Source organism: Leisingera sp. S2M4 (assembly GCF_055398055.1).
The window spans coordinates 2,348,586-2,370,308 of record NZ_AP040861.1 but is presented as its reverse complement, the minus strand read 5'-3'; the positions used below and the strand labels follow the sequence as shown (position 1 = coordinate 2,370,308).

Genomic DNA, 21,723 nt, shown 5'->3' with positions numbered 1-21,723 from the left:
CCGCCCGTCCGGCGGATCATTCTGCGTGGTGCGCACCTTACGCCCAGTCGCGGCAGACGTATTTGACCTCGGTGAACGCCTCCATGCCCAGCCGCGCGCCCTCGCGGCCCAGGCCGGACTGCTTGGTGCCGCCAAAGGGGATCGGCGCGCCGGTCACCTTGGTGCGGTTCACCGCAACCATGCCGTATTGCAGCGCCCGGCTCAGCCGGTAGATGCGGCGCGGGTCATGGCTGTGGACATAGGCCACCAGCCCGTATTCGCTGTCATTCGCCCGCGCCACCGCCTCTTCTTCGGTATCAAAGGGCAGGATCGGCGCGACGGGTCCAAAGGTCTCCTGGTGCAGGATATCCGCATCCGGCGGCACATCCGTGAGCACCGTGGGGCGGTAGAACAGCGGCCCCAGCGGGTGGCGTTCCCCGCCGCAGGCCAGTTTTGCCCCCTTGGCCAGCGCATCGGCCACATGGGCCTCCTGCTTGGCCACCGCCTGTTCGTTCATCAGCGGACCGATGTCGGGATCCTCCATGCCGGTGCCCACGGTCAGCGCCCGTGCGGCGGCGGTGAAGCGGGCGCAGAACTCGTCATAGATCGCCCGCTCGACATAGATCCGATTGGCGCCCAGGCAATCCTGGCCCGAAGTGGCGAATTTCGCCTTGATGGTCTCGGCCACCGCATTGTCCAGATCCGCGCCCTTGAACACCAGCACCGGCGCGTGGCCGCCCAGCTCCATCACCAGCCGCTTCACCGTGCCGGCGCATTGGCGGTACAACAGCTTGCCCACCTCGGTCGAGCCTGTGAAGGACAAGGCGCGCACCCGCGCATCTGCGGTCCAGGGCTCCACCACCGTGGGCGCATTGCCGGTCACCACGTTGAACACGCCGGGCGGAAAGCCCGCGCGTTCGGCCAGCTCGGCCAGCGCCAGGGCGCTGAACGGGGTCTCGGCCGAAGGATGCGCCACCACGGTACAGCCCGCTGCCAGCGCCGCCGCCGCCTTGCGCGTCAGCATCGCCGAGGGGAAGTTCCACGGCGTGATCAGCGCGGCCACGCCCACCGGCTCGCGCCACAGCTCCATCTCGGCGTCGGGCAGATGGCTGGTGACGCCCTCGATATTGGGGCGTTTGGCTTCCTCGGCGTAGTATTCAACGAAGTCGGCGCCATATTCGATCTCGCCGCGCGCCTCGGAAATCGGCTTGCCCTGCTCCAGCACCATGATGCGGGCCAGATCCTCCTTGTGGGCCAGCTGCAGATCATGCCAGCGGCGCAGCACCGCGGCGCGCTCCTGCGGCAGGCGGGTGGACCAGTCGGCAAACGCCGCCTGCGCCGCATCCACTGCAGCAGAGGATTCCTCTGCGCTGAGGGCGGCGACATCGCCCAGAAAGGCACCGCTGGCCGGGTCGCTCACCGGGAAGGTCTCGCCGGACTGCGCCACGCACCATTTGCCGTTCACATAGGAAAACGAGCGCACCAGCGCCTTGTCCTGGATGTCCGCACGTGCGGATAGGGCTGTATCAGACATGCTTTGCCTCCTGTTGTCACAGAAGACTCTGACAGCTTGCGGCGGAGGTTCCGGCCAAAGATTGCCCCTGAAGCAGAGGATTCACCTGCCGGAGAGCAGAATTTCCAGAGGAGGCATCGCCGCGCCCTTCACCGGCTTGGTGACGATATAGGTGAAATAGCGCGACAGACCGATGCGGGCGTCGAGCATCTCGTCGATCAGCCGCTGATAGGCGTCGATGTCACGGGTGACGATCTGCAGGATATAGTCAAACCCGCCGCCCAGCGCCCAGCAGGCGACCACCTCGTCATAGCGCTGCATCGCGCTTTCAAAGGCGCGAAAGCTGGCGGCGGTGTGGTCGGCGATCTCTGCCGCGACAAAGACAGTGACATGCGGCGCCAGCTTCTTGAGATTGATGCGCGCGCCGTAGCCTTCGATGAAACCGGCCTTTTCCAGCCGGTTCAGCCGCTCCCAGCAGGGCGTGGGCGACAGGCCGATCCGCTCGGCCAGCGCCGCCTTGGTGATCCGCCCGTCCTGCGACAGCACCGATAAGATCCGTATGTCCCGTTCATCCAATTGCATGGGCGCAGACTTCCCCCGATTGGCGCCGCCGTCAACCACCCGCGGCGCACTGCCCGCCGTGCAGGCAGACGCGCATGGCCGCGCCCGCATTTCAGGCTAGTTGTATACAAGACGTTCGCATGACGGGACGATCGCCTGCAAAATACGACCCAAACGGGTCGCAAACTGACGATACGGTCGCTCCGGCGCGACTATCCTCCATGTGACACATCCCGCGACTCGCGCCTGTGCACAACCACCCTTCACTTGCGAGGTCCCAATGCCCATTGAACACGCGCCCTTCAGCCAGGAAGAGTACAACCGCCGCCTGTCCATCACACGTGCTGCCATGGTGACGGCGGGCATTGACGTGCTGTTTGTCACCGACCCGTCGAACCAGGCCTGGCTGACCGGCTATGACGGCTGGTCGTTCTACGTGCATCAGGGCGTGCTGCTGGGACTGGAGGGCGATCCCATCTGGTGGGGGCGCGAGATGGACGCCAACGGCGCGTGCCGCACCGTCTGGATGGAGGACGAGCAGGTGCTGGGCTATGACGACAGCTACGTGCAGTCCACCAGCCGCCACCCGATGCAGGATCTGGCGCAGCGGCTGTGCGAGATGGGCCACGGCAAGGCGCGCATCGGCGTCGAGATGGAGAACTACTATTACTCCGCCAAGGCCCACGCGGTGCTGACCGCCACCCTGCCGAACGCCTCCTTTGCCGATGCCACCGCGCTGGTGAACTGGCAGCGCGGCGTCAAATCGGCCGAGGAGATGGAGTTCATCCGCAAGGCCGCGCGCATCTCGGAAAAGATTGTGCGGCTGGCCCTGGAGCGCGCCGAGCCCGGCCTGCGCAAGAATGAGCTGGTGGCGGAGATTTCCCGCGCCGCCCTGATGGGCGTGGGCGACGACTGGGGCGACTACCCGGCGATCGTGCCGCTGGCCCCCTCCGGGCTGGACGCGACCGCGCCGCATCTCACCTGGAACGGCGACCGGATGAAACAGGGAGAGATCACCTTTTTCGAGCTCTCCGGCTGCTACCGGCGCTATCACGCGCCACTGTGCCGCTCGGTGTTCCTGGGCAAGCCGCCGCAATACATGCTCGACGCCTCCAAGGCGCTGACCGCCGGGCTGGAGGCGGGGCTGGAAGCCGCCCGTCCCGGCAACCGCGCCAGCGACATCGCCAAGGCGCTGAACCGCGAATTGTCCAAGGCCGGGATCGACCGCGACGGCCGCTGCGGCTACCCCGTCGGCCTCAGCTACCCGCCGGACTGGGGCGAGCGCACGGTGTCGCTGCGCTCCACCGATGACACGGTATTGCAGCCGGGGATGACCTTCCACTTCATGCCGGGGCTGTGGCTGGACAACTGGGGGCTGGAGACCACCGAAACCATCGTGATCAGCCCCGACGGCCCCGCCGAGGCGCTGTGCAACGTCGAACGCCAGCTGTTTGTGAAGGACTGATCCCGATGAGCGTACTGGACGACACGCGGCAGCTGCTGCGCGATCTGATCAGCTATCCCACGGTATCGGCTGACAGCAACCTTGGCCTGATCAAATACCTGGCCGACCATCTGCACAGCTGCGGCGCGCGGGTCGACATCTGGCATGATGAAACCGGCACCAAGGCCAACCTGTTCGCCACCCTCGGGCCGGAGCGCGATGGCGGCATCGTGCTGTCCGGTCACTCGGACGTGGTGCCGGTCGCCGACCAGGACTGGTCAAGCGACCCGTTCACCATGACCGAACGGGACGGCAAATGGTACGGCCGCGGCGCCTGCGACATGAAAGGCTTCATCGCCGCCGCCGCCGCCATGGCACCGCGCTATGCCCGCATGGAGCTGCAGCGCCCGGTGCATTTCGCCTTTACCTATGACGAGGAAATCGGCTGCTTCGGCGCCCGCGCACTGGCCCGCGCGCTGCAGCAGCGCGACCTGCGACCGGCGGTGGCCATCATCGGCGAACCGACGATGATGCAGATCATCGAAGGTCACAAGGGCTGCCACGAGTACACCACCCGCTTTACCGGGCTGGAGGGCCACGGCAGCCGCCCCGACCTGGGCGTGAACGCAGTGGAATACGCGGTGCGCTATGTCGCCAAGCTGTTGGAACTGAAGGCAGAACTACAGGCCCGCGCCCCGGCAGACAGCCGCTTTACCCCACCCTGGACCACCATCAACACCGGTGCGCTGGTGGGCGGCGTTGCCCACAACGTGATACCCGGCAAGGCCCGCGTGGACTGGGAGATGCGCCCGGTGCAGCCCCGCGACGCGGATTACGTCAGCACCGTTCTGCACCAGCTGTGCCAGGACGAGCTGATCCCACAGATGCGCCGGACCCACCCGGAGGCGGACATCCACACCGAGGTGATCGGCGAGATCGACGGGTTGCAGCCGATGGACGACAACGAGGCCCGCGACATCGTGATGGAGCTGACCGGCTGCCGCCACGCCGATGTGGTCTCCTTCGGGACCGAGGCGGGGATCTTCCAGACCCTCGGCATGAGCGTGGTGGTCTGCGGTCCCGGCTCCATCGAGCAGGCGCACAAGCCGGATGAATTCGTCAGCATCGACCAGATGTCGCAGTGCCTCGGCATGCTGGAGCGACTGTCGGCGAAACTGGTATGACAGCCGGAAGCCAAGATTTTGCACTTTGGACGGCGCGGGGATACCCTGCGCCTTTCACCACAAGGCGCTGACCCGTGACCACCCCGATACCAGACATGTCCGACGCCTCCGCCCGAGACCGTTTCGAGCGGCTTCACCACGAGATCCGCAACCGAATCTGCCTACTGGACTATGCTCCGGGCAGTCGGCTGTCGGAAACGGCGCTGGCCGAGGAGTTCGGCGTCTCGCGCACACCGTTGCGACGGGTATTGGTGCGCTTGGAATGCGAGGGGCTGCTGCGCTCCGTTCAAGGGGTCGGCACGATCGTAACGGACGCCGACATCGAAGAGCTGGAACAGACCTATCGGCTGCGCATGGAACTGGCGGGGCTGGCGGGACGGTTGTCCCCCACCCGCCCAAGTGCCGAGCTGGTGGCGGAATTTCGCGATTTGGCCGAACGCGTCCGCTGCCTGACCGACGCGCCGGAGCCACGCAGATTTGCCGAGCTGAACATGGCGTTCTTCCAGGCGCTTTTGAAGATCACTGACAACCTCGCCCTGCGCGAGGTCAGCGAGCGGCTGTATTTCCAGACCACGCGTATCTGGCTGCAATCCGTCTTTGCGTCGATCATCGATCTGAACGAGGAAATCCGCATCTTCGGCGGCGAGGTCGAGGAAATCCTGGCCGCGGTCGAACTTGGGGACATGGAGGCCGTGGCCCTGATCCAACGCGCCCACATCTCGATGAGTTTTACCCGGATGCGAAGCGCCGCACGGGCAGTCGGCGTTCACGAAAGCCGCGCGGGGTGACAGCGCGGCCTTCGGAAGGAATAGCGACGACCTCGGCAGGCAGGCCCACAGCCGCCGCAGGCGCAGCGGTTGTTACAATCCCTGTTCGACACACGCCTCACGCAGCAGGCGGCAGAACCGCTGCGCCGCTGCCGAAAGTTGATGCTCGCTGCGGCTGCACAGCCCCACCGGCCCGAGGGTGCTGCCGGTGTCCAGCGGCAGCGCAACCATGTTCCCCGCCGCCAAGTCAGGCCGCACCACGCCGTGGCTGATGACCCAAATCGCCCGATGCGCCAGCACGAACCGCCGCCCAAAGGTCGATGACACCGTTTCAATCGGAAACCGCGGCATCGGCTGCCCCAGCTCCAGGAACAATCGCTCCACGAACGGGCGAATGATGGACCCTTCCGACGGCAGCAGCACCGGATAATCCTCCATCGCGGAGGCGGGCAATTGCTCCAGCCCCGCCAACGGGTGATCCTGCGCCACGACCACCGCCACCCGCTCGCGGTACAGCGGGTCGAAGGTGACCCCGGCCATGTGCCGCGGCGCGGGCATCCGCCCCACCACAACGTCCAGCTCTCCCTTGCGCAGCAGGTCGATCAGATACTGATTGTCGCCCGACGTCACCTGAAAGCGCCCCGGCGCGCCCTCTTGGCGCAGCCGCGCCAAGGTATCGGGCACCAGGTCCGCCGCCACCGTCGGCAAGGCGCCGATGGCGACGCGCGGCCCATCTGTCTCCCCCATGCCGCGCAGCAGCGCGACCCCGTCCCGCGCCAAAGCCAGGCTGCGCGCGGCGTGATCGCAGAACAGCTCGCCATAGCCGCTCAGCCGGATACCCCGGCCTTGCTTTTCCACCAGTGGTTTTTCGCAGACCTCCTCGAGCTCGCGCAGGATGCGGGTCACCGCAGGCTGGCTCATGCCCAGGGCCTGCGCCGCCTGCGTCACGCTCATCTTGCGGGCCACTTCGACAAAAACCTCAAGGTGGCGGAGCTTCAGTGCAGAAGGTATTCTCATAATAAATTCGATATCAATTAAAGGATCACTCAGCATTATACAGAACGCGTTCGTTATGCAATATTTCTCCCAAGCAAGGAGACCACCATGACGCAAGATCGTTATAGCCGGGGCATGCAGGTCCGCCGCGAGGTCCTGGGCCACACCCATGTGGACGCGGCCACCGCCGCTGCCACGCCGCTCGACCGCCCCTTTCAGGAGATGATCACCGAGACGGCCTGGGGCACGGTCTGGGCCTCCGACCGCATCTCCCGGCGCGAGCGCTCGATGCTGACACTGGCGCTGCTGGCGGCCACCGGCAACTTCGAGGAGATTCCGATGCACATCCGCGCCACCGCCCGCACCGGCGCCAGCCAGGACGATGTCATCGAAGCCTTCCAGCACGTCGCGATCTATGCTGGGGTACCGCGGGCCAATCACGCGTTGAAACTGGCCAAGCAGACCTATGCCGAAATGGCCGCCGAAGCCGAGCAATGAGGAAGCCACAGATGTCCGATCAGGGAGAGTTCTACCAGCGCGACAGGGACTGGCATCCGCCCGCCCTCGCCCCCGCCTACAAGACTTCGGTCACGCGGTCGCCACGGCTGCCGTTGATCAGTCTCGAAAACACCGCAAGCGAGATCACCGGGCCGACCTTTGGCCACGGGGACATCGACGCGGGCGACAACGACCTCTTGACCAACTTCGCCAAGCCCGGCGAAAGCCCGATCGGCGAGCGCATCATCCTGCATGGCCGGGTGCTGGACGAGAACGCCCGCCCCGTGCCGGGCACGCTGGTGGAGATCTGGCAGGCGAATGCCTCTGGCCGCTACCGCCACAAGAAGGACGGCTACCTCGGCGCGCTGGACCCGAATTTCGGCGGCTGCGGCCGGGTGCTGACCGACGACGAAGGGCGCTACAGCTTCCGCACCGTGAAACCCGGCGCCTACCCCTGGCGCAACCGGGTGAACGACTGGCGGCCCGCGCATATCCATGTCTCGGTCTTTGGCACGGCCTTTGCCCAGCGGCTGATCACCCAGCTCTATTTCGAGGGCGACCCGCTGATCTCGCGCTGCCCGATTGTCCAGTCGATTGCCGATCCGCAGGCGGTGGAGATGCTGATTGCGAGGCTCGACATGAACGCCACCATCCCGCTGGACACCATCGCCTACCGCTTCGACATCGTGCTGCGCGGGCGGCGCTCGACCATGTTCGAAAACCGGCCGGAGGGAAACTGATGATGCGCCCGTTTGAGTACCTGAAGGAAACCCCGTCGCAGACCGCCGGGCCTTATGTCCACATCGGCCTCGCGCCGGGGGCTGCCGGGTTTGACATCTATGAGCGGGAACTGGGCTGGGACATCGCAGGCCCCAACGCCGGCGGCGAACGCATCCGCGTCGAAGGCGTGGTTACCGACGGCACCGGCGCGCCGGTAAAGGACGTGCTGCTGGAAGCCTGGCAGGCCAATGCAAACGGCATCTACGCCCATCCCGAACATCCCGGCGAGGTCGAGGACGGCTTTCGCGGCTGGGGCCGTGTCATCACCGATTTCGAGACCGGCACATGGGGATTTGACACCGTGAAGCCCGGCACGGTTCCGGGGCGCAACGGCCGCCTGATGGCGCCGCATATCAACCTGTGGATCGTCGCCCGCGGCATCAATGTCGGCCTGAACACGCGGCTCTACTTCGAGGACGAGGCCGAGGCCAATGCCGCCGACCCGGTGCTGAACCTGATCGAATGGGAACACCGCCGCCAGACCCTGATCGCCCGCCGCAGCGAGAGCGGTGGCGCCGTGACCTACCGTTTCGACATCTGCCTGCAGGGCGATGGCGAAACCGTATTCTTTGACATCTAGACAAGAGGATAGACCGATGGGAAAGCCCTGCATCATCTGCGTGGCCATCACCGGATCAGTTCCGACCAAGGCCAACAACCCGGCGGTGCCGGTCACCATCGCGGAGCAGATCGAAAGCACCCACGAGGCGTTTGAAGCCGGTGCCACGATTGCGCACTGCCACGTGCGCAACGACGATCAGACGCCCAGCTCGGACCCCGAGAAATTCGCGCGGCTGATGGAAGGCCTGCACAAGCACTGCCCCGGCATGATCGTGCAGCTGTCCACCGGCGGCCGCTCCGGCGCCGGGCGCGAACGCGGCGGCATGCTGAGCCTGCGCCCCGACATGGCTTCGCTGTCGGTGGGGTCAAACAACTTCCCGACGCGGGTCTATGAGAACTCACCCGATCTGGTCGACTGGCTGGCGGGTGAGATGCGCACCTACGAGGTGAAGCCCGAGATCGAGGCCTTCGATCTGTCGCACATTCACCAGGCGGTGAAAATGAACCGCGACGGGCGCATTCCCGGCACCCTCTACGTGCAGTTCGTGATGGGCGTGAAGAACGCCATGCCGGTGGACCGCGACGTGTTCGACTACTACGTGAAAACCATGCAGCGGTTGGCCCCCGAGGCCGAATGGTGCGGTGCCGGTGTCGGGGCCGGACAGATCCAGGTCAATGAGTGGTCCATCGCCGCAGGCGGCCACACCCGCACCGGGCTGGAGGACAACATGCGGCTGGACCGTGACACGCTGGCGCCGTCCAATGCAGCGCTGGTGAAACGCGCGGTGGAACTGTGCGAGAAATACGAGCGCCCCGTGGCGACCTGGCAACAGGCGCGTGAGATCCTGGGTCTGCGCATGCCCTGATCCCTGCCCGGCCCACCGAAGGGCCGGGGAATTGTTTCACGCGGAACCTACTCGGCGCCGGACAGATCCTTGAGGATCGGACAGTCCGGCCGATTGTCTCCGGCACAGCTGGTGACCAGTTCGCGCAGGGTGTCGCGCATCGCCTGCAAATCCGCGATCTTGGCCTCGATCTTGGACAGATGCTCCAGCGCCAGCTGCTTCACATCGGCGCTGGCGCGGCTGTCGTCCTCATAGAGGGCCAGCAGCGTGCGGCAGTCCTCGATGGTGAAGCCCAGCGCCCGCGCCCGCCCCAGAAAAGCCAGCTTGTGCAGATCCTTCTCCTCGAAACAGCGGTAGCCATTGGCGCTGCGGTGCGGCCGGATCAGCCCGATGTCCTCGTAATAGCGGATCGTCTTGGCCGGCAGGCCAGAGCGGCTGGATACGTCCCCGATGTTCATGCACGCGCCTCCTGCTGTGTCTCACGGTCGGCGGATCCGCCGACCTCCTCCACATCTATAGCAGGTTTCAGGCGGCGCAAGCGCAAGGCGTTCGACAGTACGAAAACGCTGGACAGCGCCATCGCGCCCGCCGCCAGCGCAGGCGACAGCATCACCCCGTCGAACGGATACAGCACGCCTGCCGCCACCGGCACCAGCAGCACGTTGTAGCCAAAGGCCCAGCCGAGGTTCTGGCGGATGTTGCGCATGGTGGCACGGCTGACCGTCAGCGCGTTAACGACGCCACGCAGATCGCCTGAGACCAGCACCACATCCGCAGCCTCGATCGCGACATCGGTGCCGGTGCCGATGGCAATCCCTGCATCCGCCGCCGCCAGCGCCGGCGCATCGTTGATGCCGTCGCCGGTGAAGGCCAGCGCGCCATGGTCACGACGCAAAGCCTCGATGGTGGCAACCTTGTCCGCAGGCAGGCATTCGGCCCGCACGATATCGATGCCCAGCCGCGCCGCGATCGCACGCGCCGTGGGTTCGGCGTCACCGGTGATCATCGCCACTTTCAGCCCCTGCGCATGCAGCGCCCGGATCGCCGCGGGCGTGCCCGCCTTGATCGGGTCGGAGACCGCGATCACCGCCGCCGCGCGCCCGTCGATGGCCGCAAACAACGGTGTCTCGCCGCGTTCTGCCAGCCGCTGCCCCTCTGCCGCCAGAGAGCCCAGCTCGATGCCTTCGCGCGCCATCAGCCGGGCAGCGCCGACCAGAACATCGCGGCCCTCGACACTCGCCTGCAGGCCATAGCCCGGGATCGCCTCAAAGGCTTCGACCGGCGGCAGATCGCTGCCTGCCTCGGCCACGATGGCCTGGGCGATGGGGTGTTCGGAACCGGTCTCTGCCGCGCCCGCCAGCCGCAGCACCTGCGCCCGATCAAAGCCTTCGGCGCAGATCAGCTCGGTCAGCGCCGGGCGGCCTTCGGTCAGGGTGCCGGTCTTGTCCAGCGCTATCACCTTGACCTCTTGCAGCCGCTGCAGCGCGTCGCCCTTGCGAAACAGCACCCCCATCTGCGCGGCCCGGCCGATGCCCACCATGATCGAGGTCGGCGTCGCCAGCCCCATCGCACAGGGACAGGCGATGATCAGCACCGAGACCCCGGCCACCAGCGCCAGCGGCAGGGAGGGTGCCGGGCCGAACAACGCCCAGGCCAGCACCGTGACCGCCGCGACCGCAATCACCGCGGGCACGAACCACAGGGTGATCCGGTCGACCAGCGCCTGCACCGGCAGCTTGGCGCCCTGCGCCTGCTCCACCATGCGGATGATCTGCGCCAGCACCGTGTCCTGGCCGACTCGGGTCGCGCGGTATTCCAACAGGCTGTTGCCATTGACGGTTCCGGCCGTCACCTCGTCGCCTGCGCCCTTGGCTACCGGCACCGGCTCACCCGAGATCATGCTCTCATCCACGTAGGAGCTGCCGGAGACGATTTCACCGTCCACCGCGATGCGCTCCCCCGGACGGGTGCGGATCACGTCGCCGGTGGTGATTTCCGCAACCGGGACATCCACCGCCACGCCGTCGCGCAGCACCAGCGCCGTCTTCGGCTGCAGCCCCGCCAGCTTGCGGATCGCGGCGCCAGTGCGGCCCTTGGCGCGGGCCTCCAAGTAACGGCCGGTCAGGATCAGCACCACGATCACCGCCGCGGCCTCGAAGTAGACGTTGGCCGTGCCTTCGGGCAGCAGACCCGGTGCGAAGGTGGAGACCACCGAGAACCCATAGGCCGCCGCCGTGCCCAGCGCCACAAGGGCGTTCATGTCAGGTGCGCCGCGCAACAGTGCAGGCACGCCCTTGGTGTAGAACTGCCGCCCCGGCCCCGCCAGCACGATGGATGTGAGAACGAACTGCATCAGGTAGCTGTTCTGCATGCCGATGTTGGCGGCGACCCAATGGTGCAGCGCGGGCACAATGTGACCGCCCATTTCCACCAGAAAGACCGGCAGCGTCAGCAGGCCCGCGAGCAGAACCTGCCGCGACAGCCGTGCGGTTTCCTCGCGGCGGCGCTGGTCCGCCTGCGCGGCCTCATCCGCCGCTTCCTCGGCTAGGTGCGCGGGATAGCCGACCCCGTCGGCGGCGCGCATCAGCTCGGCCATCTGCGTCACGCCGGACAGGTACGTCACCTGCGCGCTTTCCGTCGCCAGGTTGACGCTGGCCGAAACCACCCCCGGCACCGCCTGCAGCGCGCGTTCGACCCGCCCCACGCAGGACGCGCAGGTCATGCCCTCGATCCGCAGCGTGACCTCGCTCTGTGCTGCCGGATAACCGGCCGTGGCCAGCGCATCGGTCAGCGCCGCCAGCGGCACATCCGGTGCCGCCTCGACGTGCGCGGATGCATTGGCCAGGTTCACCGAGGCGGCGCTGACACCCTCCACCCCGGCCAGGGCGCGTTCCGCCCGGCCGACGCAGCCCGCACAGCTGAGCCCGGTAACCTGAAGTGAATATGTGCTGAGTTCTGTCATGGCAAACCTGCTGGTCTAGATGCTGTGACAGGAGATATGAGGCTTCCAGTGAGAGGAAGGTCAAGAGCCCTGATGCAGATTCCTTCCCAAAACTGGAAACTTTCTTCTAACTGTTTGCAAACCAAGGCGATTGGCCAGCCGTCGCCGCGAAATGGCGCGGACGAAGGGCCAGCCGTCGCATTCGGCGCAAAGCGCAGGCCTGCTGCGCTGCTAGAGTGCCGGGGAATGCTTGCGTGGGGTCGGCCGCAAATGTAACGCTGGGTCATCCGGCCGCTGTGTCCCCGCCGCTGGCAAAATTCCCGACCCGCCCCGCGGGCGGTCGGCCCACCGTATGACAGACGAAGGATAGCCATCATGATCCGCACCCGTGCCGCCGTTGCGGTTGCCCCCGGCAAACCGCTTGAAATCATGGACGTGAACCTCGAAGGCCCCAAGGCGGGCGAGGTTCTGGTCGAGATCAAGGCCACCGGCCTGTGCCACACCGATGAATTCACCCGCTCCGGCGACGACCCCGAGGGGATCTTCCCGGCGATCCTGGGCCACGAGGGCGCGGGCGTGGTGGTCGAGGTCGGCGAAGGCGTTACCTCGCTGAAGCCCGGTGACCACGTGATCCCGCTTTACACGCCCGAGTGCCGCGAGTGCGAATACTGCCTCAACCCCAAGACCAACCTCTGCCAGGCGATCCGCTCGACCCAAGGCCAGGGCCTGCTGCCGGACGGCACCACCCGCTTCTCGATGCTCGACGGCACTCCGATCCACCACTACATGGGCTGCTCGACCTTCGCCAACCACACGGTGGTGCCGGAAATCGCGCTGGCGAAGATCCGCGAGGACGCGCCGTTCGACAAGGTCTGCTACATCGGCTGCGGCGTCACCACCGGCATTGGTGCTGTGATCAACACCGCCAAGGTGGAAATCGGCAGCCGCGCCATCGTCTTTGGCCTTGGCGGCATCGGCCTCAACGTGATTCAGGGCCTGCGGCTGGCGGGCGCCGACCAGATCGTCGGTGTCGACCTGAACCCGGGCAAGGTGGAAATGGCCGAGAAATTCGGCATGACCGATTTCGTCAACCCGGCCGAGGTCGAGGGCGATCTGGTGGCGCATCTGGTCGAGCTGACCAAGGGCGGCGCCGATTACACCTTTGACGCCACCGGCAACGTCAACGTGATGCGCACCGCGCTGGAAGCCGCGCACAAGGGCTGGGGCGAGAGCATCATCATCGGCGTGGCACCTGCCGGAGCCGAGATTTCGACCCGCCCCTTCCAGCTGGTCACCGGCCGGGTCTGGAAAGGCACCGCCTTCGGCGGCGCATCGGGCCGCACCGACGTGCCCAAGATCGTCGACTGGTACATGGACGGCAAGATCGAGATCGACCCGATGATCACCCACAAGCTGACGCTGGACCAGATCAACGAGGGTTTCGAGCTGATGCACGAAGGCAAATCGATCCGCGCGGTCGTGGAATTCTGATCCGCGCCTAAACATTGAAACGGGAAAACGCAGGCCGGGCGGCCTGCGTTTTTCTTTTCTGTCCTGTCGGAGCGGGCCACACTCCCGGGCGGTTGCCGCCCCCTGCCCTTCGACCTTACCCCTCCCTGGTCGCCTCAACGGCGTCCAGGCTGACGTCATAGCCCCAAAGGCGGCGCAGGTGTTTCAGCACCTCTTCCTGATCGTCTTCGTCCAGGTGGATACCGTCACGCACGGTGTGGGTCAGCTTCAGCTCTCGGTCGCCACGCAGGTCGGCATCCGTGACCTGGATGTCCGGCTCCAGAAAGGCCAGATCATACTGCTTGGCCAGATCGCGGCGGATCGCCTTGTAGCCGGCCCTGTTGTGGATCTGGCTGACCACCAGATTGGGCAGGTCGGCGTCATTCGTCAGCGTAAACAGCTTGAATTTGCGGATCAGATGCGGCGACAGGAACTGCTGGATGAAGCTTTCATCGCGGTAGTTCGCCCAGGCATCGCGCAGAACGCCGCGCCAGTCGGGATTGCCGGCAAAGTCGGGGAACCACTCGCGGTCCTCGTCCGTGGGCTCCTCGCAGATGCGGCGGATGTCCTGCATCATCGCAAAGCCCAGCGCATAAGGGTTGATTCCGGAATAGCGCGGATCGTCGTATTCCGGCTGCATCACCACGTTGGTGTGGCTGTGCAGCATCTCCATATAGGCACCCTCGGTGATCTGGCCCTGCTCGTACAGCTTGTTGATGATGTAGTAATGCACGAAGGTCGCGCAGCCCTCGTTCATCACCTTCGTCTGTTTCTGCGGATACAGATACTGCGCCAGCATGCGCACGATGCGCAGGATCTCGCATTGCCAGGGCTCCAGCACCGGGCTGTGCTTTTCCAGGAAATACAGCAGGTTTTCCTGGGGCAAATTCATCAGCTTGCGCCGCGCCGCATAGGAGCTGTCCTCGACCGCCTCCAGCGTGTTGCGCCCCATGGTGCTGTCGGTCCAGATGTCGAGCACGCTCTGGCCGCTCTCATAGCCCTCGCGCACCTTCTGCATCGCAGCCAGCTCCTCGCTGGTGGGCTTGGGCGGGCGACCGTAGCGGAACACCCCCTGCGACTGCAGCGCATGGGCGGCGTCCAGCACCTCCTCCACGGCCGACAGGCCATAACGCTCCTCGCAGGCGGCGATGTAGTTCTTGGCAAAGGCCAGATAGTCGTGAATGCCCGCCGCGTCGGTCCACTGCTGGAACAGGTAGTTGTTCTTGAAGAAATGGTTATGCCCAAAGGCCGCGTGCGCCATCACCAGCGTCTGCATCGCCATGGTGTTTTCTTCCATGTTGTAGCTGATGCAGGGATTGGAATTGATGACGATCTCATAGGCCAGCCCCTGCCGCCCGGTGCGGTAGAGCGCCTCATCGCGGGCGAAATGCTTGCCGAAGGACCAGTGCTGGTACATCAGCGGCAGGCCGACGCAGGAATAGGCATCCAGCATCTGCTCGGCCGAGATGATCTCGATCTGGTTGGGATAAACATCCAGCCCAAGGTCGCCCAGCGCGATCTCCTCGATCGCGTCGCGCGCCTTTTCCATCAGCTCAAAGGTCCATTCCGGCCCGTCGAACAACGGCTTGCGCGCCTTTTCAGCTGCCTGCATTCTGCGCCCCTTTCACCTTGGGGAGGAAGAACTCCCGGAAAATCGGATAGATGTGGCCCGGCTGCGACACCCGCTGCATCTCGAAATGATGCGCCTGCGCCTTCACCTCGCGGTAGTTCTGCCACAGGTCTTCGCCTGCTTCGGGGTTGTTCAGCAGCATCTCCGCCGCCTCGTCGACGATCTCCAGATAGGCGTAGAACTGGCTGACCGGCAGCAAATCCTTCAGCAGCAGGTTCTTGCAGCGCACCGAGTCATTGCCAAAGTTTTCGCCGTCCGACGCCTGCGCGCCGTAAATGTTCCACTCGTCCGGCGGATAACGTTCCTCGATGATTTCCTTCATCTTCTCCAGCGCGGTCGACACGATGGTGCCGCCGGTTTCGCGGGCGTAGAAGAAGGTTTCCTCATCCACCTCCTGCGCGTGGTGGGTGTGGCGCACGAACACCAGCTCGGTGTGCTCGTAGCAGCGCTCCAGGAACAGGTGCAGCAACAGGAAGAAGCGTTTCGCCAGATCCTTTTCACGTTCCTGCATCGAGCCCGAGACATCCATCAGGCAGAACACCACCGCACGGGAGTTGCGGATCTTTTCCGGCACGAAGGTGTCATACCGCAGGTCCAGCGGGTCGATGTAGCCCACCACCTTGCGCTTGCGGATGATGCCCTCCAGCTTCTTGCGCAGCGTCTCCAGAAATTCTTCCTGCGGCGGGGTGCGCTCCTCCAGCGCCTCCAGCTCGGCGATCTGGTCTTCCAGTTCGCGCTGGGACTTGGTGGTGGGACGCTGCAACGCGATGCGGCGGCCCAGCGAGTTGCGCATGGTGCGCACGAGGTTGAGGTTGTTGGGCGTGCCCGCGGTGGTCAGCCCGGCGCGGCGGGTGCCGATGGTTTCGGTCTCCACCGTGGCCTTTTCGACCAGGTCCGGCAGTTCCAGCCCGTCGAACAGGATCTCCAGGTATTCTTCCTGCGTCAGGGTAAAGGAAAACTCGTCCTCGCCGTCGCCGTCCTCGGAGGCCTTGCGACCGCCCTCCCCGGCGCCGCCCTGCGGCCGCTTGATGGTGTCGCCGACAACAAAATCCTTGTTGCCGGGCAGAACATGGCGGCGCAGCCCGCCCTTGGAGGAGTGAAAGAACCGCGGCTCTTTCAGCCCCCGGGTGGGGATGGTGACCTTCTCGCCTTCATCCGGGACGCCGCTGCCGTTCTGGATCGACTTGCCCCGGACCGACTGGTCAACGCGCTCCTTGATATTCTCGCGGGCCCGCCGCAGGAACCGCTGGCGGTTCCCGAGGCTCTTGCCCTTTGGATTGGCGCGCCTGTCGATGAAATGATGCATGTTGCACAGCGCTCCTCTTTAGCCCGCCTTGTTGACCCGCATGTACCATTCGACCAGACGCCGGACCTGGCGGTCGGTGTAGCCGTGGCCGCGCATCCGCTCGACGAACTCCTGGTGCTTGCTTTCGGTCTTGCTGTCCTTCTTGGATCCGAAGGAGATCACCGGCAGCAGTTCCTCCACCTGCGAGAACATGTGCTTCTCGATCACGTCGCGCAGCTTCTCGTAGGAGTTCCACGCCGGGTTCGACCCGGTGTTGGCGCGGTGGCGCAGGGCGAACTTGACCACCTCGTTGCGGAAGTCCTTGGGATTGGCGATGCCGACCGGCTTTTCGATCTTCGACAGCTCCGCATCCAGCACCTCGCGGTTGTAAAGCTGGCCGGTGTCGGGATCCTTGTAGTCCTGCTCCTCGATCCAGGCATCGGCATAGGCGATGTAGCGGTCAAAGACGTTCTGGCCGTATTCGGTATAGCTTTCGAGGTACGCCTTCTGGATTTCGTTGCCGATGAATTCCTCATAACGCGGCGCAAGTTCCGTCTTGATGAATTCCAGGTACTTCTGCTCCGTTTCCTGCGGGAACTGCTCGCGCTTGATCATCTGTTCCAGCACATACATCAGGTGCACCGGATCCGCCGCCACTTCGTTGGTGTCGAAGTTGAAGGTGGTCGACAGCACCTTGAAGGCAAAGCGGGTCGAGATGCCGTTCATGCCCTCGTCCACCCCGGCGCGGTCCTGGTATTCCTGCACCGTCTTGGCCTTGGGGTCGGTGTCCTTCAGGCTTTCGCCGTCATAGACCCGCATCTTGGAATAGAGGTTCGAGTTCTCATGCGGCTTCAGGCGCGTCAGCACCGAGAAGCGGCTGAGGATCTTCAGCGTCTCCGGTGCGCAGGGCGCATCGCGCAGCTCGCTGTTCTCGATCAGTTTCTGGTAGATCGAGGTTTCGTCCGACACCCGCAGGCAATAGGGCACCTTGACGATCGACACCCGGTCGATGAAGGCCTCGTTGTTCTTGTTGTTCTTGAAGCTCTGCCATTCGCTCTCGTTCGAGTGGGCGAGGATCAGACCGTTGAACGGGATCGCACCAAAGCTCTCGGTGCCCATGTAGTTGCCTTCCTGGGTCGCCGTCAGCAGCGGGTGCAGCATCTTGATCGGCGCCTTGAACATCTCGACGAATTCCAGGATGCCCTGGGTCGCCCGGTTCAACCCGCCCGAGAAGCTGTAGGCGTCCGGATTGTCCTGGCTGAAATGCTCCAGCTGGCGGATGTCGACCTTGCCAACCAGGGTCGAGATGTCCTGGTTGTTCTCGTCGCCCGGCTCCACCTTCGCGACACAGATCCGGCGCAGCCGCGAGGGATACATTCTGACGACGGAGAACTTGTTGATATCGCCGTCGAATTCATCCAGTCGCTGCACCGCCCAGGGCGACATCAGCCCCGGCAGCCGGTGCTGTGCGATGCCGTATTCTTCCGCCAGGACCTTGCCCATGCGCAGAGGGTCGAAGAGGCCCAGCGGGCTTTCGAAGATCGGCGAAATCTGATCGCCTGCCTTCAGCACATAGATCGGCTGGTCCTCGACCAGGCGCTTCAGCCGCTCCGCCAGCGAGGACTTGCCGCCGCCGACCGGCCCCAGGAGATAGAGGATCTGCTTGCGCTCTTCCAATCCCTGCGCCGCGTGGCGGAAGTAGCCGACGATCCGCTCGATCGTGTCTTCCATACCGTAGAAATCGTGGAAGGCGCTGTAGCGCTTGATCGTCCGGTTCTGAAAGATCGGTCCAAGCCGCGCGTCCTTGGAGGTGTCGATCAACTCCTCCTGGCCAATTGCCTTCAGCATCCTCTCGGCAACGTTCGCGTAGAGGCTGGAATCGTCGCGGCAGGCGTTCAGATACTCCTGCAGCGGCATTTCCTGCTCGCGCGTTTCGCCGTACTGCTCTGCAAAAAGTTCGGCAATGTCTTTCATCGTGGATCAAGCCTCCTGGTTAGCTGGCGCCGGTCCTCCTGGCGTTCTGGTTCGCGCACGGACAGAGAGTGCCCAGCACGTGGGCATGGGTGTCCGCGTCAGTGTTAGAATTCTGATTTCTGCTCAGCGCCGCTGCTGGCTCTTTACGTCCGGCTAGCCGCTCTTGGCGGCGGCTTGGGCCCGGCATGCCAGGGCTCTCGGCGTCATGTTACTTACATTCGAGCTTACACCAATTACGAACTTCATACTATCTGAAAGTGGTGTACTTTTAATTAATTGCCAGAAACTTTTGCGGGAAATTTTCCTCACATTGCAGCGATCAGCCTGCCCCCGCGACCACGCTGCAACGCGGCATCAACGGCTCGCAAACGCCTCCCCCACAGGGCGTACCACGATTGGCTGGGCCCGAGCGCGGCCTGATTCCGACGCGCCGTCATCTCGCGGCATCCGAGCGCAAAGGATCGCAAAAAGCGCAATAAACCTTAGAGAATCTGCGGCAGTCAGGACACGGTTGCGCCCAAAACGCCCCCTTTCACGGCATTGCAACACTGGACAGCATGGCCAAACTCGTCACATTATGGCCCCTAAATGGCCGCATCAGACGGTCGATGGGCAATACACAGGCAACGCAACCACGCGGCGCGGACGGGCTTTCCCCGGCGGCGTAGCGAACAGATGAGCGGTAAACATGAGCACTGTCGCATATATCACCCGCAACATGGCGGGCACTACGCAGCATGGGAATTCTTCCGAAGGCAACCCCGCGCGCATTCAGGCCGCAGGCGCCAAGGACATCTCGCTGAACCTCAACCCGGCGGACGTCGAAAGCTATGCCCGCCACGGCAGCAACCTGCACATCACCCTGGCCAACGGTCAGGAGCTGGTGCTGGAGGATTTCTACGCCTTCGGTCAGACCGGTTCCAAGAATCTGTTCCTCAGCGAGGAAGGCCAGTTCATCGAAGTGGTGCTGGAAGACAAATCCGGCGGAATACTGTTTGCCACCTATGAGCCGCTGGACCTGACCGGCAAGTGGAGCGCCTATGACGAAATGGTGTTCCTGGACGTCGACCGCATCGAGCCGGTTGTAGCACCCTTGGCAGCGCCGCTGTTCGGTGGCCTCGGCGCGGCTGGCGCGGCGGCAGCCGGTGTGGCCGGCGCGGCTGTTCTCGCCGGTGGCGGCGGCGGCGGTGGTGGTGGCGGCGGCAATGGCGACGGTCCGCCGAGCGGCATCTACCCGACCGTCGACGACCCTGACGCAACGCACCCGGTTTCCAGCTCCACCACCGACCCTGTCGTGATCACCGGCACCGGCGCGCCCGGCTCGGACGTGACCGTCACCGTCGGCACCACCGAAGTGACCACCACCGTCGAGGACGATGGCACCTGGGGTGTCTCGATTCCGGTGGATGAGCTGCCTGTCGATGGGAACTACGATGTCGACGTGCATGTGGTCGACCCGGATGGCTATGAGTTCGATCTCGACGGCCCCTCCGTGGTGATCGACACCGTTGTCGACGTCGACATCGACGCAGGCCAGGCCGGTGGCGACGACATGATCAACGCAGCCGAGGCCGCGGATGGCGTCACGCTGACCGGCACCGCCGAGGCCGGCGCCACCGTCGAAGTCACCTTTCAGGGGGTGACCCGTACGGTGACCGCCACCGACGCCGGCACCTGGAGCGCCGACTTCGCCGCAACCGAAATCGCCGCCGGCGAATACGATGCGGAGGTCTCTGTCACCGCGACCGACAGCTTCGGCAACAGCGAAACCACCACCGGGACCATCCGTGTCGACACCACCACCGCCGTGTCCATCGATGGCGGCAAGGCCGGTGGCGACGACATTCTCAACAGCACCGAAGCCGCCTCCGGGCTGGTCCTGACCGGTACCGGCGAGGCCGGGTCCGCGGTCAGCGTCACCGTGGAGGGCGTCACCCGCACCACCACCGTCGACGTTAATGGCAACTGGAGCGCCACCTTCGAAGCGGGCTCGCTGCCCGCGGGCGAGTATGACACCACGGTCACCGTGACCTCCACCGATGCGGCCGGCAACAGCGCGACCACGACCGCGGGCCTGCGCGTCGATACCCTCGTCGATCCGCTGACCCTGGCCTCCGGGAACATCGAGGGCGACAACGTGGTCAACCAGGCCGAGCGCAGCGATGGCGTGACCCTGACCGGCACCGTGGAGCCCGGCTCCACCGTCACCGTGCAGCTGGGGGGCGCCACCACCACGGCCACCGTGGATGCCAGCGGCAACTGGAGCGCCACTTTTGCGGCAAGCGACATCCCCGAAGGCAGCTATGACGCCGCCGTCGTGGTCACCGCAACCGATGCGGCGGGAAACAGCGAGACAATCACCGACACGCTGGCGATCGACACCGAGGTTACCCCCCTCACCGCCGCGCCGGAGCAAACCACCGACGACGTGCTGAACCTGGCCGAACATGCCGCAGGACTGACCCTGACCGGCACCGTGGAGCCCGGCTCCACCGTCGAGGTCACAATTCAGGGCGTCACCCATGCGGCGACCGTGGATGCCAGCGGTAACTGGAGCGCCACCTTCGCCTCCGGCGAACTGGCGCAGGGCACCTATGACACCTCGGCGACGATCGTCGCCACGGATGCGGCGGGCAACACCCAGACCCTGACCGAGAGCTTCAGCGTCGACACCGACTATTCCGCGCCCGACATCGGCAAGGTGATCAGCGCGGGCACATCCACCAGCGCCTTCTTCAGCGACGATTTCGCCGCGGGCGACACGGTGCATGAGCTGACCAGCACCGGAAACGTCTCGACCATCAGCGGCACCCAGACCGACCTGGCCGACGGCCGGGTGCTGTTCGAGTTCGATGCGGATGTGCCGGACGGCTCGCAACTGGTGTTGAACCGCGTGGACGACGCCGGCAACAGCTCCGGCACGCTGGTCGTGCTGGACGATGGTGCAGGTGCAGACGTGCTGAGCCAGGCAGGCCTGTCGCAGTTCAACATCGACGAGCTGAACCTCGATCACTCCGACAACGCCAGCCTGACCTTGACAGAAGCCGACATCAACGCCCTCTCGGGCAATTCGGACACTCTTGTCGTGCACGGGTCCGACAACGACACCCTCACCATCAGCGGAGCCACCAAGACCGGCACCCAGACCATCAACGAGGAGACCTACAACGTCTATACCCTCGGCGATGGTGGCACGACGGTGATCGTGGACGAAGACATCAATACCGTGATCTGAGCCTTTGGCCCGGCGCCCGCC

General features: G+C 64.9%; 17 protein-coding genes. 9 read left to right on the top strand and 8 right to left on the bottom strand.

Annotation, left to right across the window (positions count from 1 at the left end; genetic code table 11):
- Window positions 1-37: 37 nt before the first annotated feature.
- Both ACZ52D_RS11480 and ACZ52D_RS11475 read right to left on the bottom strand, forming a co-directional pair.
- Complete coding sequence (locus ACZ52D_RS11480) at window positions 38-1,513, bottom strand: NAD-dependent succinate-semialdehyde dehydrogenase (protein WP_464441394.1); 1,476 nt, start codon at window positions 1,511-1,513, stop codon at window positions 38-40.
- Between the two features lie 81 nt (window positions 1,514-1,594).
- Window positions 1,595-2,074, bottom strand: coding sequence for an Lrp/AsnC family transcriptional regulator (locus tag ACZ52D_RS11475; RefSeq protein ID WP_369925536.1), 480 nt, complete (start codon window positions 2,072-2,074; stop codon window positions 1,595-1,597).
- A gap of 259 nt (window positions 2,075-2,333) precedes the next feature.
- Between ACZ52D_RS11475 and ACZ52D_RS11470 the strand changes: the two genes are divergently transcribed.
- The 3 genes from ACZ52D_RS11470 to ACZ52D_RS11460 all read left to right on the top strand — a co-directional run bounded on the left by ACZ52D_RS11470 (window position 2,334) and on the right by ACZ52D_RS11460 (window position 5,469).
- Entirely contained in the window at window positions 2,334-3,518 is a 1,185-nt protein-coding gene (locus ACZ52D_RS11470; protein WP_464441393.1) for a M24 family metallopeptidase, read from the top strand.
- A 5-nt stretch (window positions 3,519-3,523) separates the two neighbouring features.
- A complete protein-coding gene (gene argE / locus ACZ52D_RS11465; protein WP_464441392.1) occupies window positions 3,524-4,681 on the top strand; it encodes an acetylornithine deacetylase in 1,158 nt (385 codons plus the stop codon).
- A gap of 74 nt (window positions 4,682-4,755) precedes the next feature.
- Complete coding sequence (locus ACZ52D_RS11460) at window positions 4,756-5,469, top strand: GntR family transcriptional regulator (protein ID WP_464441391.1); 714 nt, start codon at window positions 4,756-4,758, stop codon at window positions 5,467-5,469.
- A 72-nt stretch (window positions 5,470-5,541) separates the two neighbouring features.
- Here ACZ52D_RS11460 and pcaQ read toward each other — a convergent pair whose 3' ends face one another.
- Window positions 5,542-6,465, bottom strand: a complete 924-nt coding sequence (gene pcaQ / locus ACZ52D_RS11455; RefSeq protein ID WP_464441390.1) for a pca operon transcription factor PcaQ — start codon at window positions 6,463-6,465, stop codon at window positions 5,542-5,544.
- A gap of 87 nt (window positions 6,466-6,552) precedes the next feature.
- On the opposite strand from pcaQ, the gene pcaC reads away from it, so the two are divergent.
- From pcaC to ACZ52D_RS11435, 4 genes are read left to right on the top strand one after another with little or no spacing between them, the layout of a single operon-like run.
- The gene (pcaC, locus tag ACZ52D_RS11450) at window positions 6,553-6,942 is read left to right on the top strand and encodes a 4-carboxymuconolactone decarboxylase (RefSeq protein WP_369925546.1); all 390 of its coding nucleotides are present in this window, start codon (window positions 6,553-6,555) and stop codon (window positions 6,940-6,942) included.
- An 11-nt stretch (window positions 6,943-6,953) separates the two neighbouring features.
- Entirely contained in the window at window positions 6,954-7,682 is a 729-nt protein-coding gene (gene pcaH / locus ACZ52D_RS11445; protein WP_464441389.1) for a protocatechuate 3,4-dioxygenase subunit beta, read from the top strand.
- Window positions 7,682-8,302: a protocatechuate 3,4-dioxygenase subunit alpha gene (pcaG, locus tag ACZ52D_RS11440; RefSeq protein ID WP_464441388.1), complete on the top strand. Its 621-nt coding sequence runs from the start codon at window positions 7,682-7,684 to the stop codon at window positions 8,300-8,302. Before pcaH ends, pcaG begins: the two co-directional genes overlap by 1 nt.
- Before the next feature lie 16 nt (window positions 8,303-8,318).
- Window positions 8,319-9,149, top strand: a complete 831-nt coding sequence (locus ACZ52D_RS11435) for a 3-oxoadipate:acetyl-CoA acetyltransferase (protein WP_222455022.1) — start codon at window positions 8,319-8,321, stop codon at window positions 9,147-9,149.
- Window positions 9,150-9,196: 47 nt separating this feature from the next.
- Here the strand turns inward: ACZ52D_RS11435 and cueR are convergent, their stop codons facing one another.
- Together cueR and ACZ52D_RS11425 are read right to left on the bottom strand one after the other, a co-directional pair.
- Window positions 9,197-9,586 carry a Cu(I)-responsive transcriptional regulator gene (gene cueR / locus ACZ52D_RS11430; protein ID WP_222455021.1) on the bottom strand — a complete coding sequence of 130 codons (390 nt, stop codon included), beginning with the start codon at window positions 9,584-9,586 and terminating at the stop codon, window positions 9,197-9,199.
- The gene (locus ACZ52D_RS11425; protein WP_464441387.1) at window positions 9,583-12,090 is read right to left on the bottom strand and encodes a heavy metal translocating P-type ATPase; all 2,508 of its coding nucleotides are present in this window, start codon (window positions 12,088-12,090) and stop codon (window positions 9,583-9,585) included. The genes cueR and ACZ52D_RS11425 overlap by 4 nt, the downstream gene beginning before the upstream one ends.
- A gap of 357 nt (window positions 12,091-12,447) precedes the next feature.
- Here ACZ52D_RS11425 and ACZ52D_RS11420 point away from each other — a divergent pair, with 357 nt between their 5' ends.
- Window positions 12,448-13,560 (top strand): S-(hydroxymethyl)glutathione dehydrogenase/class III alcohol dehydrogenase, encoded by a 1,113-nt coding sequence (locus ACZ52D_RS11420; protein ID WP_464443133.1) that lies wholly within the window; start codon window positions 12,448-12,450, stop codon window positions 13,558-13,560.
- 115 nt (window positions 13,561-13,675) lie between these two features.
- Here ACZ52D_RS11420 and ACZ52D_RS11415 read toward each other — a convergent pair whose 3' ends face one another.
- From ACZ52D_RS11415 to ACZ52D_RS11405, 3 genes are read right to left on the bottom strand one after another with little or no spacing between them, the layout of a single operon-like run.
- Window positions 13,676-15,190, bottom strand: a complete 1,515-nt coding sequence (locus tag ACZ52D_RS11415) for a SpoVR family protein (protein WP_222455019.1) — start codon at window positions 15,188-15,190, stop codon at window positions 13,676-13,678.
- Window positions 15,177-16,514, bottom strand: a complete 1,338-nt coding sequence (locus ACZ52D_RS11410) for a YeaH/YhbH family protein (protein WP_464441386.1) — start codon at window positions 16,512-16,514, stop codon at window positions 15,177-15,179. The genes ACZ52D_RS11415 and ACZ52D_RS11410 overlap by 14 nt, the downstream gene beginning before the upstream one ends.
- An 18-nt stretch (window positions 16,515-16,532) precedes the next feature.
- Complete coding sequence (locus ACZ52D_RS11405) at window positions 16,533-18,467, bottom strand: PrkA family serine protein kinase (RefSeq protein ID WP_464441385.1); 1,935 nt, start codon at window positions 18,465-18,467, stop codon at window positions 16,533-16,535.
- A 688-nt stretch (window positions 18,468-19,155) separates the two neighbouring features.
- Here ACZ52D_RS11405 and ACZ52D_RS11400 point away from each other — a divergent pair.
- Entirely contained in the window at window positions 19,156-21,702 is a 2,547-nt protein-coding gene (locus ACZ52D_RS11400; protein ID WP_464441384.1) for an Ig-like domain-containing protein, read from the top strand.
- The last annotated feature ends 21 nt before the right edge of the window (window positions 21,703-21,723 follow it).

Excerpts from the sequence above, each read along its gene's own strand:
- ACZ52D_RS11480 (WP_464441394.1), bottom strand. The coding sequence starts at position 1,513 with ATGTCTGATACAGCCCTATCCGCACGTGCGGACATCCAGGACAAGGCG.
- ACZ52D_RS11475 (WP_369925536.1), bottom strand. The coding sequence starts at position 2,074 with ATGCAATTGGATGAACGGGACATACGGATCTTATCGGTGCTGTCGCAG.
- ACZ52D_RS11470 (WP_464441393.1), top strand. The coding sequence starts at position 2,334 with ATGCCCATTGAACACGCGCCCTTCAGCCAGGAAGAGTACAACCGCCGC.
- argE (WP_464441392.1), top strand. The coding sequence starts at position 3,524 with ATGAGCGTACTGGACGACACGCGGCAGCTGCTGCGCGATCTGATCAGC.
- pcaQ (WP_464441390.1), bottom strand. The coding sequence starts at position 6,465 with ATGAGAATACCTTCTGCACTGAAGCTCCGCCACCTTGAGGTTTTTGTC.
- pcaC (WP_369925546.1), top strand. The coding sequence starts at position 6,553 with ATGACGCAAGATCGTTATAGCCGGGGCATGCAGGTCCGCCGCGAGGTC.
- pcaH (WP_464441389.1), top strand. The coding sequence starts at position 6,954 with ATGTCCGATCAGGGAGAGTTCTACCAGCGCGACAGGGACTGGCATCCG.
- pcaG (WP_464441388.1), top strand. The coding sequence starts at position 7,682 with ATGATGCGCCCGTTTGAGTACCTGAAGGAAACCCCGTCGCAGACCGCC.
- ACZ52D_RS11435 (WP_222455022.1), top strand. The coding sequence starts at position 8,319 with ATGGGAAAGCCCTGCATCATCTGCGTGGCCATCACCGGATCAGTTCCG.
- cueR (WP_222455021.1), bottom strand. The coding sequence starts at position 9,586 with ATGAACATCGGGGACGTATCCAGCCGCTCTGGCCTGCCGGCCAAGACG.
- ACZ52D_RS11425 (WP_464441387.1), bottom strand. The coding sequence starts at position 12,090 with ATGACAGAACTCAGCACATATTCACTTCAGGTTACCGGGCTCAGCTGT.
- ACZ52D_RS11415 (WP_222455019.1), bottom strand. The coding sequence starts at position 15,190 with ATGCAGGCAGCTGAAAAGGCGCGCAAGCCGTTGTTCGACGGGCCGGAA.
- ACZ52D_RS11410 (WP_464441386.1), bottom strand. The coding sequence starts at position 16,514 with ATGCATCATTTCATCGACAGGCGCGCCAATCCAAAGGGCAAGAGCCTC.
- ACZ52D_RS11405 (WP_464441385.1), bottom strand. The coding sequence starts at position 18,467 with ATGAAAGACATTGCCGAACTTTTTGCAGAGCAGTACGGCGAAACGCGC.
- ACZ52D_RS11400 (WP_464441384.1), top strand. The coding sequence starts at position 19,156 with ATGAGCACTGTCGCATATATCACCCGCAACATGGCGGGCACTACGCAG.